Genomic DNA, 17,891 nt, shown 5'->3' with positions numbered 1-17,891 from the left:
GAATAGGACCTAACGTGAAAGCGATACTGGATGCGTTGCGCGCGTTTTGCTCGTTAGACGTTGCAAGATTCTGTTATGATCGGCACCTCACAACCAGGCGTCAGAGACTGTCGCCGCGACGGTCAAGCCCACTGCCGGATTGTCGCAGTCGCGTCGTAAACTGTTCGCGTTTAAGCGAAATTTGCGACGACTATTCTCAATGCGTGCAGCAATCACCACGCGATTTCGCCACTTTCGACCAGTTTACTGACGACCTCGTTCTGGTAGACCAAAGTACAGACTTAGCCCTTTCGCTGGAACCATTGGCCCGTGCCGGACACTAACGACCAGGATTCGGCGATTTCCTTCGGACCATTCCGGCTGTTTGCAAAATCGCGGCTGCTGGAGAAGGACGGAGCCCCACTTCATCTCGGCGGCCGCGCGCTCGACATCCTGATTTTTCTCGCCGAGCGCGCCGGCGAGGTCGTGGACAAGCGGGAGTTGATCAAGCGGGTCTGGTCCGACGTGAACGTCGACGAAGGCAGCCTGCGCTTTCACATCACGACACTGCGCAAGGCCTTAGGGGATGCCGGCGAAAGCTCGCGCTACGTCGTCAACGTTCCCGGGCGCGGCTATTGTTTTGTCGTCCCGCTGCTCCGCTCCGCACCTTCGGAGAACCGGGCCAGCCTGCCTGTCGCTTCGCCCCACGCGCTCCCCTCGCCGCTTGCGAGGATGATCGGGCGGGATGATGCCGTCGAGAAGATTTCCGCCGGGCTCGGCCTGCATCGCTTCGTCACCATCGTCGGCCCGGGCGGGATCGGCAAGACCTCGGTCGCTCTCGCGGTCGCGCATCGCGAGGTCGAAGCCTTCGGCGGCCAGGTGTGCTTCGTCGATTTTGGCTCGCTGACGGATGCCCGGCTCGTTCCCGGAACGATTGCGGCCGCGCTCGGCCTGACCGTCAATTCCGATGACCCGATGCCGGGCCTGCTGACGTTCCTGCGCAACCGGCGGACGCTGCTGGTGTTCGACAGTTGCGAGCACATCATCGACGAACTCGCACCCTTGGCCGAGCGCATCGTCCACGAGGCAACCGAGCTGCATATCCTCGCCACCAGCCGCGAATCCTTTCGCACCGAAGGTGAACGCGTCCATCGGCTGTTTCCGCTGGATTGCCCGCCGGAGCGCGACGGGCTCGGCATCGCCGACATCCTTGCCTATCCCGCAAGCCAGCTTTTCGTGGAACGCATTGCCGAGAGCCTGAGCGAATTCGAACTGAGCGAGGAGGATGCGCCGCTCGTCGCCGAGATCTGCCGGCGGCTGGACGGCATCGCGCTCGCGATCGAGCTCGCGGCCGGACGCGTCAATGCTTATGGCATTGCCGGGACCGCCTCGCTGCTCGACAGCCGCTTCTCGCTGCTGTGGCGGGGACGGCGCACCGCGATCCCGCGGCACCAGACCTTAAGCGCCGCGCTCGCCTGGAGCTACGATTTGCTGCCGGCCGCCGAAAGCGCGACGCTGCGCGGATTGTCGGTGTTCGTCGGGCCGTTCACGCTGGAGGCCGCGCTCGCCGTCGCAGCCTGCCAGGGCATCGGCGAGCCCGAGGCGGTCGAGGCGATCTCGAACCTGCTCTCGAAATCCCTGATCGCGACCTCGCCCGCGGAGCGGCGGCTGCGTTATCGCCTGCTCGACACCACCCGCGCCTTTGTCGGCGGCAAGCTGGTCGAGAACGGGGAAGCGACCCGCGTCGCGCGTGCGCACGCCGAGTATTTCCGCGATGTCCTCCGCGACATCGCGCTCAAATCCTCTGGCCTGCAGAGCGCAGGCGGCTTCCTTCCCTATGCCGACCATTTGCCCAATGTCCGGGCCGCGCTGACCTGGAGCTTTTCGGACGGCGGCGACCGGACGATCGGCGTGGATCTGGCGGCGTCAGCCGCCCAGTTCTTCCTCGAGCTGACCTTGCTGACGGAGTGTTTTCGCTGGACGCAGCAGGCGCTGACCGCTTCCGGTGCGAACACATTGGACAGCCGCCAGGAGATGACTCTTCAGGCCGCGCTCGGCGTCTCCGTGATGTTCACGCAAGGTAATACCGAGGCGGTTCGCTCGGCGTTCACGCGCAGTCTCCAGCTTGCGCAGGAACTCGAGGATTTGCACTGGCAGCTGTGGCTGCTGCGCGGATTGCACATCTACCTGACCAGGGTCGGAGATTTTCACGGCGCGCTCAGCACCGGCGCGCAGGGCGAGAGCGTTGCGCGCAAGCTGAACGATCCGGCCGCCGCACTGAACGTGGAATGGATGCTGGGCGTCGCGCATCATCTGATCGGCAACCAGGACAAGGCCGTGCAGTTCTGCCAAAGCGCGATGGTGGAAAATCCCGGCTCGCAGCGGCTGAACATCGGGCATCTCGGCTATGACGACCGGATCGTCGCGCTGGTGGCGCTCGCGCGCGGGCTCTGGCTCACCGGCCGGCCCGATCGTGCGGTCGAGGCGGCCAGATACACGGTGCACGAGGCCGAGCTGCTCGAACAGCCGCTCACCCTCGGCATCGCCCTGATCTGGACCATCTACGTGTTCCTCTGGGTTGGCGACTGGGCCAATGCCGAAACCCTGATCGAGCGGTTGATCGATCATTCCGCGCGGCACTTCCTCGGCCCCTATCATGCGGTCGGCATCGGCCAGAAGGGCAAGCTGCTGCTGCGTCGCGGCGACGTCGATGGGGGGATCGAGCATCTTCGCCGCAGCCAGGCCACGTTGTATGCCACGCGGCACCGGATCATGACGACGGTGTTCGCGACGGCGCTCGCCGAGGGGCTCGGGGCGCAGAACCAGCTTGATGAGGCCCTGCGGACGATCAACGAGGCCATCGCCGAGATCCCCGATCACGGCGAATCCTTCGACATGCCGGAGATGCTCCGGGTCAAAGGCGACATCCTGGTGCAATCAGGTGATGCCGCGGAGGCCGAGCATTGCCTGCGGAAATCGCTGGATCTGTCGCGGCGGCAATGCGCGCTCGGCTGGGAGCTGCGGGGGGCGATCAGCCTCGGCCAGCTCTGGCGCCAAACCGGAAAGGCCGGCGAAGCACGAGACCTGCTCGCCCCGCTCGTCGCGCGGTACCAGGAGGGGCTCCAGAGCCGCGATCTCGTGGCCGCCAGGGATCTCCTGGTCGCGCTGAATTGACAGCATCTTCAACGGGATACCGCCATCCCGGCCGCTCGCAACTCCTAACAACTTCTAACACGCCAAGCCGCATCCGCCCCGCCATGGTGGTGGCACTTCACGGCGGATATGGCGGGACATGGCTCTTCTTGACGACGTAATCGATGCCAGCGGCGGTTTGGCCCGCTGGAACAGCTTGAACCGGTTCACGCTCCATCTGTCCGTCGGCGGAACGCTGTTCTCCAGCGCCGGGCACGCCAGAGAATTCAAGGATGTGACCGCGGAAGGCTCGACCCGGACGCAATCCGTCCGCTTCACCGGCATCACCGGGGGAGAACATTCGGGCTCCTTTCAACCGGACGCGATCACGATCGAAAGCTTGGATGGCGCGGTGCTGCGGACCTGGCGCAATCCGCGCCTCGCGTTTCCGGAAGCGAGCTCGCCCGCGCTTGCGGACGAGTTGCATCTGATTTTCTTCTGCGGCGTCGCGATCTGGAATTATCTGACGATCCCATTTTTGCTTGCGCATCCCGACGTCGTGGTGGAGGAGCTGGCGCCGTGGCACGAAGGCACCGAGACCTGGCGGCGGTTGCGGGCGCAATTCCCGGCGCACTTGATCACGCTCGCGCCCGAGCAGATCTTCTATTTCGACGAGAACGCGCTGCAACGGCGGACGGATCACGATCTCTTCGGAATGAAGGTCACGCACTACTCCTGGGCTCATGACAGTTTCGGCGGCATCGTGGTGCCGACGCTGCGGCGTGTGCAGACGTTGCAGCCCGACGGAGCCGTGATCGCCAAGCCCGTGCTGATGGATGTCGAGATCTTCGACGCCGTATTAGAGTAGCCCGATTGAGGCAACGAGTTGAAAGCTCTCGTAAAATCGAGTCAGCTGCGGCGAGCTGTCACACCATTCGCGCTCACACAACAACTAACAACTCCTAATCACCGCTAACGAGCGTCCTGGCGCACACGCGCTTACTCTTCCAGCATACCGGACGCAGGACTTGTGCGTTCGCCGGCCGCCACAAGCGGTCACTGGGAAGAGAGAGGACGAACGATGTTGAGCGATTTGCAGGCAGCGCATCCTTGGATTGATTTTCCAGCCGGTGCGCACGATCAGAAGCTGCCTCACGCAGCCCAAGCGATCAGCCGCGAGAACCAATGGCGCGGGGTCGACTACAACCCGGAGGCTGCCGCCGAGGATATCATTGTCTCGCGATGGGACGATCCGCGAGGCGCCTCGTCGCACGAGGCGACAACACCCGAGAATTGCTATTTCGTCGGCATCGCCCTGAAGCAGACGCGTGCGAAGCTGACCCGCGATCGCCAGATCGTCTTCGACGGCACGATGCCCGCGGGCTCGATGTATGTCAGCGCGCCGTCGCGGCAGCTCAGCGTCCAGTTCCAGGCCCCCTGCGCCTTCCTGCATTTCCACATCTCCGCGGATCATTTTCCGGCGCAATTTTCCACGACCGATGGACTGAACGACCTCGTGCTACTGCGCGACCCGCTCGCGGCGCAGCTCGCCCGGGCGCTGATCGCACATGGCGACGCGGCGGACCACCGCTTTACGCGCTGCATCGGCCAAACCCTCGCCGTGCATCTCGCCCGGCTGGAGCCGCCGCGCGCCAAGGTCAATGCCCTGCCGAAATGGCGGCTGCGGCGTGTCGAGCAGCATATCGCCGATCATTTCGACCGCTGTCTCAGCCTGTCCGAGCTCGCCAACGTCGCGGGCCTGTCGCGCATGCACTTCGCGGCGCAGTTCCGCGCCGCGACCGGCTATCGGCCACGCGAATATCTGCTCAATCACCGGATCGAGCATGCCAAGACGCTGCTCACGACGAGCGGGAGGCCGCTGGCCGAGATCGCGCTTGCCGTCGGCTTCAGCACCCAGGCGCATTTTTCGACCGTGTTCAAGCGCATGAGCGGTCAATCGCCGGCGCGCTGGCGCCTCGCCAGCAAGGGCGAGCGCGTTGAAGTCGAAGCGTTGCCGCGAAGCCGGCCGGCGGCGGAAAATGACTGGATGGTCGGCGCGGCCGCCTGATCTGCCTTTGGCGCAAGTGCCCTGCCACTTGCGCCGGCTCGCGCCCTTGTCCTCCCGGGCCTACGAGCCACTCGGGGGCCGTCCCTGCACCCACACAGGGCGGCCCCTTTTTGCGACGTCAGCGACGATTGCGATGACGACGTTGTCAGCCCCGTCCTCCTGCGCTGCGGGACTTGCGATGCGACAAATGTGATCAGCGCTCCATCGAAGCGACAATTGTAAATTGCCGCTTCTCCATACTACACTTATATCGCCGGGCGTCGGCCTGACCGCACATAAGCGGACAAGATCAGGCGGAAGATCGATTGTTCAAAAGCAATTGGAGCCCGTCATGGCGACACCAGATCATTCGTCCACCGGACTATCCCTCTTCGAGATTCCAAAATGGCTCATCGAGCCGGCGGTACGTTCGTGCCGGCTGTTCAACACCGCACTGGACTTCATCTTCTACGACGTTCCGACCCTGCGCGCCGGATTGGCCGGAAAGGACGCGCAGATGGCGGCACAGGATGAAAAGCGGCCGTCCCGCATCGTCGACTTCGACGCGCTCAGCGATCCCGAAGGATCGATGCTCCTCATTGATGCCGCGACGCCGCCTTACGTCCACGAATACAAGAGCGTCGACGCCTTCCTCAATTCGCCCTACCAGGAAACGCGAGACGTCGACATCGTCACGATCACCGGCGTCGGCAGTTCGGCGCTGGGGAGCGCGGCCTTGGCCTGGGACGTCTCCGTCGCTCTTCAGAAGCCCGTGCTGGCGCTCGTACCGGGTTACGGTGTTGCCGACGTCCTTCTCCAATCGCTGGGCGGCTGGTTCGCGTTCGGCCTGCACGATTACCTCGGCAGCAAGTCGATGATCCAGACGGGGCTCGCGGCGGCCGCGCCTGGGGTCGCGCGCATCGGGCGCGAGCTTGCCGCATCGGCGCCGAGTGAGCCGACCGTGCGGGGCGCACCGGTGTTCCGATGCGGATCCGGTTCATCGGACGTGCTCCATTCGCTGCTGATGAATCGCGAACAGCCGTTCCGCCTGCTGGTCGGTCACAGCAAAGGCTCGCTTCAGATCAGCAACGCGATCCGATCGGTCCCGGCAGAGCGGCTCGACGGCCTGCGCGTGGTGACGCTGGGATGTCCGATCGGCGAGGACCTGCCGAACGTCGCCTATCACCAATATCTCGGTCTGTTCGATGCGCTCGGACAGCTCAATGCCTGGGGCCATCGGGCCGAGCACTGGCCGCCGACCTGGCACAGCACCAATCCGGTCTTGCCGCCGGCGATGACGGCCGGAAAATTTGCGTCGGAGTCCGTCAACGAGCGCGCCGCGCCGGCGCGCTCGTTGACGTTGATATCGAGCTGATATTAACGGCCCTTCCGCTACACCGGATCAAACGCCCGGATCGGCGGCAGATTGCCGGTGAACTTCTCGACCTCGACCGCCGTCAGTTGCCCGGTGCAGCCCTGCGCGAAGGACGAGGTGCCGATGTCGCGAGTGAGCACGTTCGGATTGCCGTGAACGCAGAGCGGCGCTTCGTCCTCGGGGTCCATCGGGTCGTACCAGGCGCCGGTCGGAAGCTGAACGACACCGGCCGCGATGCCGTCGGTGACGTGGACTGCGGCAAGGCAGGCGCCGCGGTCGTTGAACAGGCGGATGATGTCGCCGTCCTTGATGCCGCGCGCGTCGGCGTCAACCGGGTTCATGCGCGCGACCTCGCGGCCGCGATGCTTTGCGGCAAGCGAATGTCCGCCGAAATCGAGCTGGCTGTGCAGGCGCGTCACCGGCTGATTGGCGACAAGGAAGCACGGCGCACCCGGCTTCGGCATGTCGGTCTTCTCCAGCCAGACCGGATGTCCCGGACAATCCGCATCGCCGTGGCCCGCGATCTTCTGCGAAAAGATCTCGATGCGTCCGCTCGGCGTCGGCAGCGGATGGGCGACCGGATCCTCGCGAAAACTGCGCAGCCGGCCGCCATCGTCGGGCTGCTGCGGAACGACCAGGCTGCCGCGCTTCCAGAACTCGTCGAAGCTCGGCGCCTCCAGGCCGCGCGCTTCGAGCGATGCGCGGGTCGGCTCGTACAGATGTTCCAGCCACTCCCGTGACGTGCGGCCTTCCGTAAAAGGCTCGCGGGCGCCGAGACGCTCGGCGAGATCGGCAAAGATCTCGTAGTCGTCGCGCGCAAGGCCAAACGGCTCGGCGATCCGGTGCATCGCGACCATCAGCGGATCGTTGCTGGAATAGCCGATGTCCTCGCGCTCGAGCGTCATCGTCGCGGGCAGCACGATGTCGGCGTGCCGCGCGGTGGCGGTCCAGCCGAGATCATGCACGACGAACGTGTCGACTTTCGCAAACGCCTTGCGCAGGCGGTTGATGTCCTGGTGGTGATGGAAGGGATTGCCGCCGGCCCAGTAGACCAAGCGGATGTCCGGATAGGTGCGCGTCTCGCCATTGTAGCGATAGGTGCTGCCGGGGTTGAGCAGCATGTCGGCGATGCGCGCGACCGGAATGAAATCCCTGATACCGTTGCGGCCCTGCCCCAGCGTCGGCCCCGGCACGTCGTTGACGCGGCGGCCGTAATAGCCGATCGCCCCGAGCGAATAGCCGTAGCCGCCGCCGGGAAGGCCGATCTGGCCGAGTGCGGCCGCCAGCACCATGCCCATCCACACTGGCTGCTCGCCATGTTCGGCGCGCTGGAGCGAATGGGAGACGGTGATCAGCGCGCGCTTTCCGGCGAGGCGACGCGCGAGCTTGCGGATGGTGTCCGCATCGACACCTGAGATCCCGGATGCCCATTCGGCGTGCTTCGCCTGCCCGTCGCTCTCGCCGGTGAGATAGCGCAGGAAGACCGGCCAACCCTCGGTGTAGCGATCGAGGAAGGCCTGGTCGTGCAAATTCTCGCTGACCAGCGTGTGAACGATGCCGAGCATCAGCGCGGTGTCGGTGCTCGGAACACAGGTCATCCATTCGGCGCCGGCTTCGACAGGCAGGTCTTCACGCAGCGGGCTGACAAGAATGAACTCGCAGCCGCGCCGGTGCGCCGCTGCCATGGCGTCACGCTCGACATGCTTGCTGATCGAGCCGCCGGCCACCATGGAGTTCTTCAGCGCCATGCCGCCGAACGCCAGCACGATGTCGGTATTATCAGCGATCTGCTCCCAGGTGACGTTGCGCTTGGTGATATCCTCGTAGCCCGCAAGGATCTGCGGCAGCAGCACGGAGGACGCGCCCGAGGAATAGGAATTCACCGAGCGCACATAACCGCCCAGGGCGATGTTGAGGAAGCGATGCACCTGGCTCTGAGCGTGGTGAAGGCGGCCCGCGCTCGACCAGCCATAGGAGCCGCCGAACACGGCGCCAGGGCCGCGCGTGTCGCGGATGCGGCCGAGCTCGTCGCCGAGAAGATCGAGCGCCTTCTCCCAGCTCACGGAGACGAACTCGTCGCGGCCGCGGCGATCGTCCGGGCCGGGCCCGCGCTCGAGCCAGCCACGGCGGATCGCCGGCTGCGCGATGCGCGCCTGGTGGCGGAGCGCGCCTGGGAAATTGTCGATGATGCCGTTCGGATCGGGATCGCCGGCATAGGCCCTGACCTCGAGCCCCGCTTTGCCCTGGCGCGCGGAAAACACGCCCCAATGCGAGGTGTGCGGCTTGAAGCCGTCCGAGAGGTCGAGGCCGGGATCGGGGAAACCAATCGTATCGTCCATCATCTGATCCTTGTTGCGGTCCTGCGCAGGCTGGCCGCTCCGGTGTCAATTCGGGTGCCAGTATACCGATCCGCTCCGCGATGTCGTCGGGCTCAAGGCCGGCGGAAATGCCGGGGCCTCGTGCAAGGACACCTTGGCGAACTCTCGCCGAATCGACCGGCGGCGACACCAAAAGCCATTTATTCTTTTATTTTCAATATTTTACGAGACCGCATGCGGGGCATGCCCAGTCCCGCTTTCGGCATGGCTTCGCGTGCAATCTCTTCCGACGACACTGACATCGAAATGTGCGATATGCCGCGCATCCCCTGCAGCAACATCGGTCTCATCATGATCCAGCGCGTCTTGCCCTACGAAGGTCTGCTCCACGAAGTGGTCGAGCATAATGGCGTGCTTTACATCGGTGGAATTGTTCCCGAGGACGCGAGCCTCGATATGTCGGGCCAGGCCAACGACGTCCTCAAGCAGTTGGCCCAGTTGTTGAAGACCCTCGGATCCGATTTGGCCAACGTCCTGCAAGTGACGATCTATATGACCAGCCTCAAGGAGAAGGCAGAGTTCAATGCAGCCTGGAAGGCGCATTTCGCCGAGGCTCATCTGCCGGCGCGCGCCGCAATCGGCGTCGCTGATCTCGGGCCGGGCGTCAAACTCGAGATGACCGCCATCGCGGCACGACCGCCTCAGGCCTGAAGCCGACAATCAGGGTTGACACGCCGCCTGCCTTACAAGGTGTTTTGCCCGTCGGGCAAATCAGCGGTCTCGTACCCCGGGTGAGCGAGGCACGCCTAGCTTGATCGCGAGACGGCGTTCTCTCGTGAAGGAGAGGCCCGCAGGCGATCAGGCACCGATGACCTCAGCCATCGGCGCCAGCGTGACGCCTGCCGCCGCAAGGCGCGCCTTCAGGCGTTGCGCCATCGCAACCGCGCCCGGCGTATCGCCGTGGACGCAGACGCTGTCGATGCGGGTCGGCAGCCGCGTTCCCGACAGGCACGTGATCGCACGATCCGCGATCATGCGAATGACCCGCTCGGACGCGAGCTCGGCATCATGAATGACGGCTCCCGCAAGGCGGCGCGACACCAGATTGCCGTTGTCGGCATAGGCGCGATCGGCATAGACCTCGCGCACCAGCGGCAGGCCGAATTTCTCGCCGGCCCGCTCGGTCTCCTGGCCAGGCATCACCACGAAGATCAAATTGCGGTCGATGGTGCGGATCGCGCGCGCCACGGCTTCGGCGAGATCGCGATCCTCCGCGGCGATGTTGCCGAGCGCGCCGTGAGTCTTGACGTGGCGGACAGGATGGCCGGCGTCGGATGCCAGCGCCATCAGCGCGCCGACCTGATAGAGCACGATCTTCTCGATGTCGGCCGGCCGCTCGCCCTGAATCGGCCTGCGGCCAAAACCCCAGAGATCGAGGAACCCGGGATGTGCGCCGGCTTGCACGCCGTTGGCCTTCGCCTCGCTCAAGGTGCGATGCATGACGAGCGGATCGCCGGCGTGAAAGCCGCAGGCGATGTTGGCCGAGGTGACGGTGCGCAGCATCTCGGCATCGTCGCCGAGCGCATAGACGCCGAAGCCTTCGCCCATGTCGCAGTTCATATCGATCAGAGTCATCATCGCCCTCGCATGTCGCGCTGGTTCGATATACGCATGATGCGCGGTGCGCGTCACGACAAATTCGGCGCGCGGCTTGCATGGGACAGTGATGCTTTTCGAAGAGCATGCATGGGTCTGACAGCTTCGCGACGGCATGAATGAGCATGATGAACGATACACTCTACGCGATGCCGCGCTTCCGCCAATCCGGCGACGCTGCGCTGACGGTCGAAATCGGAGACGGCATCAATGCCGACGTCAACGCGCGCGTCGTCGATCTCGACCATGCGCTGACCGGGCGCGCGCTGCCCGGCATCGTGGAGATCGTACCGACCTATCGCACGCTGCTGGTCTGCTTCGATCCGACCCTGCTGTCACGGCGCGACATCGAATCCGAGATCATGGCGCTGTGGCCGCCGCTCCCCCCGGAAGGGCAGGTCCGCCGCCGCTGGACCGTTCCGGTCGCCTATGGCGGCGACAACGGGATGGACCTCGACTGGCTTGCACAACGGCTCGACACGACGACGGACGAGATCGTGGCGCGGCACAGTGCAGCCGAATACCGTGTCTACATGATCGGCTTCATACCGGGATTTGCCTATCTCGGCGGGCTCGATCCCGCACTTCATGTCGACCGGCGCCCGGAGCCCAGGCTCGTGACGCCGCCATGCAGCGTCTCGGTCGGAGGCCAGCAGGCGGCAGTTGCGCCACCGCTCGCTGCGCCAAGCGGCTGGCACATGCTGGGGCGCACGCCGGTGCGCTCCTACGATCCGCGTCGCACGCACGAGCCTTTCCTGTTCCGCGCCGGCGATCTGCTGCGGTTTCACCCCATCGCTGTTGCCGAATTTGCCGCGCTCGAGCGCGCGGCGGAGACGGGCGCGATCATCGCCGGGAAAGAAGAGTTTAAGGCCTGAGCTGTGCGATGTCTGTTGATCTCGAAATCGTCGAGGCTGGTCTCGCAACGCCCCTTCAGGATCTCGGCGGATCTGCCGCAGCTCGCTCAGCGCCGTCCCGGGGGACGCGTGCGTTTTGAGGCGTTCGATTGAATCCTATCGCGCGGCGGACATCACTCCTTCAGACCGCTTGCGGCGACGCCGCGCACGAAATTTCGGCGCATCAGCGAGAAGAACAGCGCACTCGGAACCAGCGCCAGGGCCGCGGCCGCGCTGAGACGACCGATATCCACGGTGAAACCGGTCTGAAACAACGCGAGCCCAACCTCGAGCGTATAGGTGTCCTTGTTGGTCATGACGACGAGGGGCCACGCGAATGCGGTCCAGGCCTGAAAGAACGCGAGCACGGCGAGAGCGCCCAATGGGCCGCGCATCAGCGGCAACACGATCCGCAGGAAGATCCAGCCTTCCCCCGCGCCATCCACCCGCGCAGCTTCCAGCAGCTCGTCGGGGATCGACGTCATCACGTACTGCCTGATCAGGAAGATGCCGAAGCTCATGACGAGATAGCCGACCAGAAGCCCGGGCCAGGTGTTCAACAGTCCGGCCGATTGGACGTTGAGGTAGAGCGGGATCATGTAGACTTCGAAGGGAACGACCGCCGTCGCGATGATGACGCCGAAGATGACCGGGATCCCCGGCAGATCGAACTTGCCGAGCACATAGCCTGCGATCGCGGACGTGGAGACGATGCTCGCGGTCGAGAGCGTCGCGAAGATGAGCGAGTTGCCGATCCAGCGGAACAGCGGCGTTTCGCGCAGGACGCTGACGATGTTGTCCAGCGTCGGCTGGTGCGGGATCACGGTCGGCGGCCAGACCAGCAGCTCCGGCGGCGTCTTGAACGCGTTGCTGATCAGGAACACCAGCGGCAGCAGCATCATCAGGCTGACGACGCATAGAACGGCGTCGATCACGAGGCCGACGATACGGTTCTGGCCAACAACGGACGGATGCTCGTGCTCGCTCACGCGCGGCTCCGATCACGGAACAGCCTGAACTGCGCACCGGTCAGAATGAGGACAATGACAAGCAGCACGACGGCTTCAGCGGCCGCATAGCCGACGCGGTAATTGCGAAAGCTGTTTTCGAGCATGTCGAGGACGAGGACGCGAACAAGGTGTCCCGGCGCACCTTGCACGTCCGATGCCAGCACGAAGGCCTGCGCATAGATGTTGTAGGACGAGATCAGCGTGATCACCGACACGTACAGCATGACCGGCTTCAACAGCGGCACGGCGATGTAGCGGAAGGCCTGAAGCGACGAGGCGCCGTCGAGGCGTGCGGCCTCATAGAGCGCATCCGGAACGTTCTTCAGTCCGACGAGGAAGATGAGGACGGCATAGCCGATCGCCTGCCAGGAGCAGAGCACGATCAGGCATACGAGGGACAAGACGGGGTCGAACAGCCACGACTGGGCCGGGATTCCGAAAAATCCGATCAAGGCGTTGAGCGGCCCGAGCCGGGCGTCGAAAATCCATTTCCAGGCCATCGCCGCCGGAACCAGCGAGACGACGTGCGGCAGGAAAACCGAGGCCTCGTAGACGCCACTGCGCCGCAGCCCCTGCCGGTTATTGATCAGGGCGGCGAGCGCGAGGGCGACGGGAATGGTGATCGCCACGACGCTGAAGGCGATGATGGTGGTGTTGAATATCGCTTCGAGAAACAGCGGGTCGCTCGCCAGCTCGACGAAGTTGGCGAAGCCGACGAACGGCTTGCGCCGCGAGATGATATTCCATTGGAACAGGCTGAGCCGCAGCGTCTCGATGATCGGATAGACGCGGATGCAGCCATAGAGGGCGAGGACCGGAAGCAGCGCCAGAACTGGAAACAGCCATTTCGGCGTGGTGCGCATGGATCCTCCGGCAAGCGCCGGTCTGCGGCCGGCGCCTGGATTGAGTGGGTCCCTGTCGGAAGCTCTAGGGTTTGGCCAGCAAATCTTCCCGGGCGAGGATCTTGTCGCTCTCCTCGGCCGCGGACTTCAGGAAAGCATCGATCGCGGCGTCGTTGCCTGCGAGCGACTTGTCGGTGAACGCCTTCTCCAGCCGCGCCGCAAGCCGGGTGAGGATTTCGCTGGCAGGGCTGATCGCCGGCACCGTGAAGAAGACGTAGCCTGAGGGAACGTTGACGAATGCGTCGAGCTGCGGGATTTTCTTGAGGACTGCGGAGTAGTCGAGGCCCTTGCGGTTGGGGACCCAGGCCGTGTTCTCAAGCAACCAGAGCAGATTTTCCGGCTCGTTTGCCTTTTGAACGAAATCCCAGGCGATCTGGCTCTTGGGTCCCTTGTTCGGCACGTAGAGATCGACCGGAACCATCAGCGTGCCCTTGGGCAACGGCGCCGTGGCGTATTTCAGGTTGGGCGCCTTCTTGGCGATATCGCCAATCACCCAGGATTCCCGAATGAACATCGCGGTCTGGCCGAGCTCGAAGGCTTCGGCATCCGCCTTCATCTCGGGCGTCACCGTCCGATAGACCACGACGTTGTCGAGATACTGCTTGAGCGCGGTGCGGCCGGCCGCGCTCGCATAGGCCGCGCGCCATTTTCCGCCCTTCTCCTCGAGCAGCGTGCCACCGTGGTTATAGAGGATGGTCCAGTACTTCTCCGCGATGCCCGAGCCGCCGCCGCTGAGGCGCAAGCTCCATCCGCTCACCGTCGGCACGCCGGACGCATCGCGCTGCGCGAGCTTCTGCGCGTACGCAGTGTAGTCAGCCATGGTCTTAGGAGCGCCGTCGAGGCCGGCCTTGGCAAACATCTCGGTGTTGTAGAACAACGCGCCCTGCCCCTGGAACAGCGGCACACCGAAGATCTTGCCGTCGTACATGGCGGTCTTCACACGCGTCATGTCGTAATTGGCCTTGACGAAATCGACGATCGACGCCGGCGGCTCTGGAATGAGGCCGGCCTCGAGATACCGCGCCGCCTCGACCTCCATCTCGATGACGTCGCCGGCCGCACCTGACGGAAGCGACAATGCCAGCCGCTTCTCATGCTCGCGCAGGGCAATGGCCTCGACGCTGATGTCGAGATCCGGATATTTGCTTTTCAACTGGTCGCCGACGCGCTTGTAAAACGGGACCAGATCAGGCCACCCGCTCCAGATGGTCAGCTTCTCCGCCGACGCAGGCGAAGCAAACGCCGGTAGCGCAACAGCCAGCGCCAGCAGCAGCGTTGCCGACCGCCATGACCGACGAACCAAATTCGCCGGGCGAGTGCTGTCCTCGCGACGCGTGACATAGCCGAACCTGCCGACGGGTTTCACCATGAGGATCACTCTCGCATCCGGAATTAAGACAAATTCTGCGAAAAAGCTCGCATGCAACCGGTTGCGTGTCAATTGCGATCCGATGCCGCTTTCGAAGGCCATTGACTAAATCGTCAGCGGCCTCGTCGCTTCAATGGCGCCGGGCCGGTGCTGGCGCGAATGACGAGATGGGAGTTCAGCTTGTGGCGAATCTCCCCCGACACGCCGCCATTCATCTGGCTGAGCAGAAGGCCGACTGCGACATCGCCCGCATCGGCGCAGCGCGCCGACACGGTGGTGAGCGGCGGGTAGGTGGTTTCGCCGAGGACATCGTCGCAGCCGACGACACTGAACGATTTCGGCACCTCGACATCGAGCGCAGCGAGCCCGGCCATAAGTCCTTGAGCGACAAGGTCGTCGAACGCGATCGCCGCGGTGACGCCGCTGGCGACGATCTGGGTGGCCGCCAACCGGCCGGTGTCGTAGGATGGCGGGCGCGCAGGGACCGCGATCACCTTGAGCCCGCGCTTCTCCGCCTCACGCCGGACAGCGTTGCGCCGTTGCTGGTTGGACCACGATGTCGTGGGGCCGCTGACATAGGCAATGTGCCGGTGCCCGAGTTCGGCAAGATGCGCGATCGCAGCCGCGACCCCGGGCGCCGTATCGATCAAGACCCGTGTAATACCTTCGATATCGCGATTGATGAGGACCAGAGGCCGCCGCGTCGCATGGCGCCTTATATGTTCTTCGTCGAGGCGGGACGAAGCGAGGACGAGTCCTTCCACCTGACCAATGAAGCGGCCGACCAGCAATTCCTCACGCGCAGGATCCTCGTCCGAATTACCGAGGAATACGCACAAGCCCGCCTGGTCGGCACGCAGCTGAGCGGCCCTGATCAGCGGCGGAAAGAACGGGTTCGCGACATCGGAGACAATGAGCGCGACATTGCCGTGGCGCCCGGTCGACAATGCGCGGGCAACCTGGTTCGGCACATAGCCGAGCTTGCCCGCAACCTCCTTGACGCGCCGGACGGTCGCCTCGGTCAGCATCTCGGGCCGCGAGAAGGCGCGCGACACTGTCGCGCGCGAAACCCCGGAGGCCTTCGCCACCTGGCTGATCGTCGGCACGATCGATGGACGTCCCTTCCCGCCGCTGTCGGAATCGCGCTTCACCGCAGGCCGCCTTCTCTGGATCGCATTCAACTACATGCCTTGGTCGAGCCCGGGGCGCAAGCTTGACATGCAACCGGTTGCATCACATTCTCTGCGACGGGGTGACGGCAGGCCCGGCAAGATCACGGATGAGCATGACGGCTTCGATACGCCCTGGAATCGCGACATTCAAAACGCGGGATGCGATGGGCCGGGCGGCTGCCGCAGACGTCGCTGCCGCGCTCCGCGACCGCCTGGCGCGACAGGGCACGGTGCGCATGATCTTCGCGGCGGCACCGAGCCAAGGGGAGATGCTGGACGCCCTCGCGCGCGAGCGTGATATCGACTGGCGGCGCGTCACAGCCTTCCATATGGATGAATATCTCGGACTTGCCGCGGATGCGCCGCAGCGTTTCGGCGCCTGGCTGACGCATCACTTGTTCTCGCGCGTCGCTTTCGGCGCCGTTCACTTCATTGGGCAAGAGCCGGATCCGGAGCAGGAAGCGGCGCGCTATGCGAGCCTTCTTGCCGAAGCCCCGATCGACATCGTCTGCCTCGGCATCGGCGTCAACGGTCACCTCGCCTTCAATGACCCGCCGGTTGCCGATCTGCACGATACCAAGCAGGTCAAGGTGGTCGAGCTCGACGATATATGCCGGCAACAGCAGGTCGACGACGAGTGTTTCCCGACGCTTGCGGACGTCCCGACGCACGCGATCACACTGACGATTCCCAGGCTGCTGGACGCCGGCCAGCTGTTCTGCGTCGTGCCCGGCGCATCCAAACGCGCCGCCGTCGAGCAATCCCTGTACGGCCCGATCGGAGCGGCCTGCCCGGCGAGTGCGCTCCGCACGCATCCGCGATGCGCGCTGTATCTCGACCAGGATTCCACGCCGCCGCGGCTCGCATCGCAAACACCGGCACGCGCATGACGGATCCGGCAACGCGCGTCTCAGGCCGAGACCCCGAGACCAGACAGAATCGCACGATCGTCATTCAGGACGGCTGGATCACAGACATCTTTCCCGGCGGTGATGATGACGGACTGTGGCTGTCGCTCGGACTGTTCGATCTGCAACTGAACGGCTTTGGCGGCCACGATCTCAATGCCCGCCCTGATCCCCAAACGGTCTGCGATCTCGTTGCGGCCGTCCACAGGAGCGGCGTGTCGCGTTTTGCCCCGACGCTGATCACGGCCTCGCATGATGCGATCGTCGATGCATTGCGGGCCGTTGCGCAAGCGCGCGATAGCGATCCTCTCGTCAGGCACGCGATGCCCTTCGTGCATGTCGAAGGACCGCACATCGCGCCGGAGGACGGCGCGCGCGGTGCGCATCCGGCCGAGCATGTCAGGCCGCCGAGCCTCGACGAGTTCGACGCGTGGCAGGAGGCCAGCGGAAACCTCGTTGGTCTCGTGACATTGTCGCCGCATTGGCCGGAAACGGACGCCTATGTGCGCGGCCTTCATGCGCGCGGCGTTCGTGTTGCCCTCGGCCATACCGGTGCGACACCGGATCAGATCTCCGCAGCCGTCGCGGCCGGAGCAACGCTGTCGACGCACCTTGGCAACGGCATCGCAGCCACGCTGCCGCGACATCCCAACCCGATCTGGACTCAACTGGCAGAGGACAGGCTGTGGGCGAGCTTCATCGCCGATGGCCATCACCTTCCGCCCGAGACTTTCAAGGCCATGCTGCGTGCAAAGGGCCTCGATCGATCGATACTGGTGTCGGACGCCGCCGCCCTCGCGGGTTGCACGCCCGGAATTTATGACGCGCCGATCGGCGGCAAGGTCGAGCTGAAAGCAAACGGCCGGCTGGAAGTCGTCGGCACCTCCTTTCTGGCGGGAGCAGCCGTCAGCCTCACCTTCGGAATAGCCACGGCCAGACGCATGGCCGGATTGACCCTGGCGGAGGCGCTGAGGCTCGCAACAATCAATCCGCGCTTGCCGTTCAACCTTCCCGCGCTGACGGTGGGAGCCCCGGCCGATCTGCTGTGCTTCCGTCTCGGCGAGGATGGATCGCTTGCGCCCGATACGGTCTATGTCGCGGGCCGGCCTTACCCGTGCACCCCCTGAGGA

14 protein-coding genes are annotated in these 17,891 nt (G+C 64.5%); 8 read left to right on the top strand and 6 right to left on the bottom strand.

What is annotated here, in order from left to right; genetic code table 11:
* Nucleotides 1–309 precede the first annotated feature (309 nt).
* The 4 genes from B5V03_RS33435 to B5V03_RS33420 all read left to right on the top strand — a co-directional run bounded on the left by B5V03_RS33435 (nt 310) and on the right by B5V03_RS33420 (nt 6,533).
* Nucleotides 310–3,153: an ATP-binding protein gene (locus B5V03_RS33435; protein ID WP_129274635.1), complete on the top strand. Its 2,844-nt coding sequence runs from the start codon at nt 310–312 to the stop codon at nt 3,151–3,153.
* 118 nt (nt 3,154–3,271) lie between these two features.
* Nucleotides 3,272–3,979, top strand: coding sequence for a hypothetical protein (locus B5V03_RS33430; protein WP_129274634.1), 708 nt, complete (start codon nt 3,272–3,274; stop codon nt 3,977–3,979).
* Between the two features lie 213 nt (nt 3,980–4,192).
* The gene (locus tag B5V03_RS33425) at nt 4,193–5,179 is read left to right on the top strand and encodes a helix-turn-helix domain-containing protein (protein WP_129274633.1); all 987 of its coding nucleotides are present in this window, start codon (nt 4,193–4,195) and stop codon (nt 5,177–5,179) included.
* A gap of 331 nt (nt 5,180–5,510) precedes the next feature.
* Nucleotides 5,511–6,533 (top strand): hypothetical protein, encoded by a 1,023-nt coding sequence (locus B5V03_RS33420; RefSeq protein WP_129274632.1) that lies wholly within the window; start codon nt 5,511–5,513, stop codon nt 6,531–6,533.
* A gap of 17 nt (nt 6,534–6,550) precedes the next feature.
* Here the strand turns inward: B5V03_RS33420 and B5V03_RS33415 are convergent, their stop codons facing one another.
* Nucleotides 6,551–8,872, bottom strand: a complete 2,322-nt coding sequence (locus tag B5V03_RS33415; RefSeq protein ID WP_129274631.1) for a molybdopterin guanine dinucleotide-containing S/N-oxide reductase — start codon at nt 8,870–8,872, stop codon at nt 6,551–6,553.
* Between the two features lie 120 nt (nt 8,873–8,992).
* Here B5V03_RS33415 and B5V03_RS43090 point away from each other — a divergent pair, with 120 nt between their 5' ends.
* Complete coding sequence (locus tag B5V03_RS43090) at nt 8,993–9,562, top strand: RidA family protein (protein ID WP_245502420.1); 570 nt, start codon at nt 8,993–8,995, stop codon at nt 9,560–9,562.
* 147 nt (nt 9,563–9,709) lie between these two features.
* Here B5V03_RS43090 and B5V03_RS33405 read toward each other — a convergent pair whose 3' ends face one another.
* Nucleotides 9,710–10,486, bottom strand: coding sequence for a LamB/YcsF family protein (locus B5V03_RS33405; protein ID WP_129274630.1), 777 nt, complete (start codon nt 10,484–10,486; stop codon nt 9,710–9,712).
* 140 nt (nt 10,487–10,626) lie between these two features.
* On the opposite strand from B5V03_RS33405, the gene pxpB reads away from it, so the two are divergent.
* Nucleotides 10,627–11,382 carry a 5-oxoprolinase subunit PxpB gene (pxpB, locus tag B5V03_RS33400; RefSeq protein WP_129274629.1) on the top strand — a complete coding sequence of 252 codons (756 nt, stop codon included), beginning with the start codon at nt 10,627–10,629 and terminating at the stop codon, nt 11,380–11,382.
* Between the two features lie 152 nt (nt 11,383–11,534).
* On the opposite strand, the gene B5V03_RS33395 is transcribed toward pxpB, so the two are convergent.
* The 4 genes from B5V03_RS33395 to B5V03_RS33380 form a co-directional block, all read right to left on the bottom strand.
* Nucleotides 11,535–12,389 carry a carbohydrate ABC transporter permease gene (locus B5V03_RS33395; RefSeq protein WP_129274628.1) on the bottom strand — a complete coding sequence of 285 codons (855 nt, stop codon included), beginning with the start codon at nt 12,387–12,389 and terminating at the stop codon, nt 11,535–11,537.
* Nucleotides 12,386–13,273 (bottom strand): carbohydrate ABC transporter permease, encoded by an 888-nt coding sequence (locus B5V03_RS33390; RefSeq protein ID WP_129274627.1) that lies wholly within the window; start codon nt 13,271–13,273, stop codon nt 12,386–12,388. Before B5V03_RS33390 ends, B5V03_RS33395 begins: the two co-directional genes overlap by 4 nt.
* A 64-nt stretch (nt 13,274–13,337) precedes the next feature.
* A complete protein-coding gene (locus tag B5V03_RS33385; RefSeq protein WP_129274626.1) occupies nt 13,338–14,681 on the bottom strand; it encodes an extracellular solute-binding protein in 1,344 nt (447 codons plus the stop codon).
* 113 nt (nt 14,682–14,794) lie between these two features.
* Nucleotides 14,795–15,832, bottom strand: a complete 1,038-nt coding sequence (locus tag B5V03_RS33380) for a LacI family DNA-binding transcriptional regulator (RefSeq protein WP_129274625.1) — start codon at nt 15,830–15,832, stop codon at nt 14,795–14,797.
* 185 nt (nt 15,833–16,017) lie between these two features.
* On the opposite strand from B5V03_RS33380, the gene B5V03_RS33375 reads away from it, so the two are divergent.
* Nucleotides 16,018–16,743, top strand: coding sequence for a glucosamine-6-phosphate deaminase (locus B5V03_RS33375; RefSeq protein WP_129274941.1), 726 nt, complete (start codon nt 16,018–16,020; stop codon nt 16,741–16,743).
* Nucleotides 16,740–17,888: an N-acetylglucosamine-6-phosphate deacetylase gene (locus B5V03_RS33370; protein WP_129274624.1), complete on the top strand. Its 1,149-nt coding sequence runs from the start codon at nt 16,740–16,742 to the stop codon at nt 17,886–17,888. The genes B5V03_RS33375 and B5V03_RS33370 overlap by 4 nt, the downstream gene beginning before the upstream one ends.
* Nucleotides 17,889–17,891 lie beyond the last annotated feature (3 nt).

The organism is Bradyrhizobium betae (assembly GCF_004123905.1).
GTDB classification, from domain to species: domain Bacteria; phylum Pseudomonadota; class Alphaproteobacteria; order Rhizobiales; family Xanthobacteraceae; genus Bradyrhizobium; species Bradyrhizobium betae_A.
The sequence above is the reverse complement of the archived record's forward strand: the minus strand, read 5'-3'. Positions and strand labels throughout refer to the sequence as shown.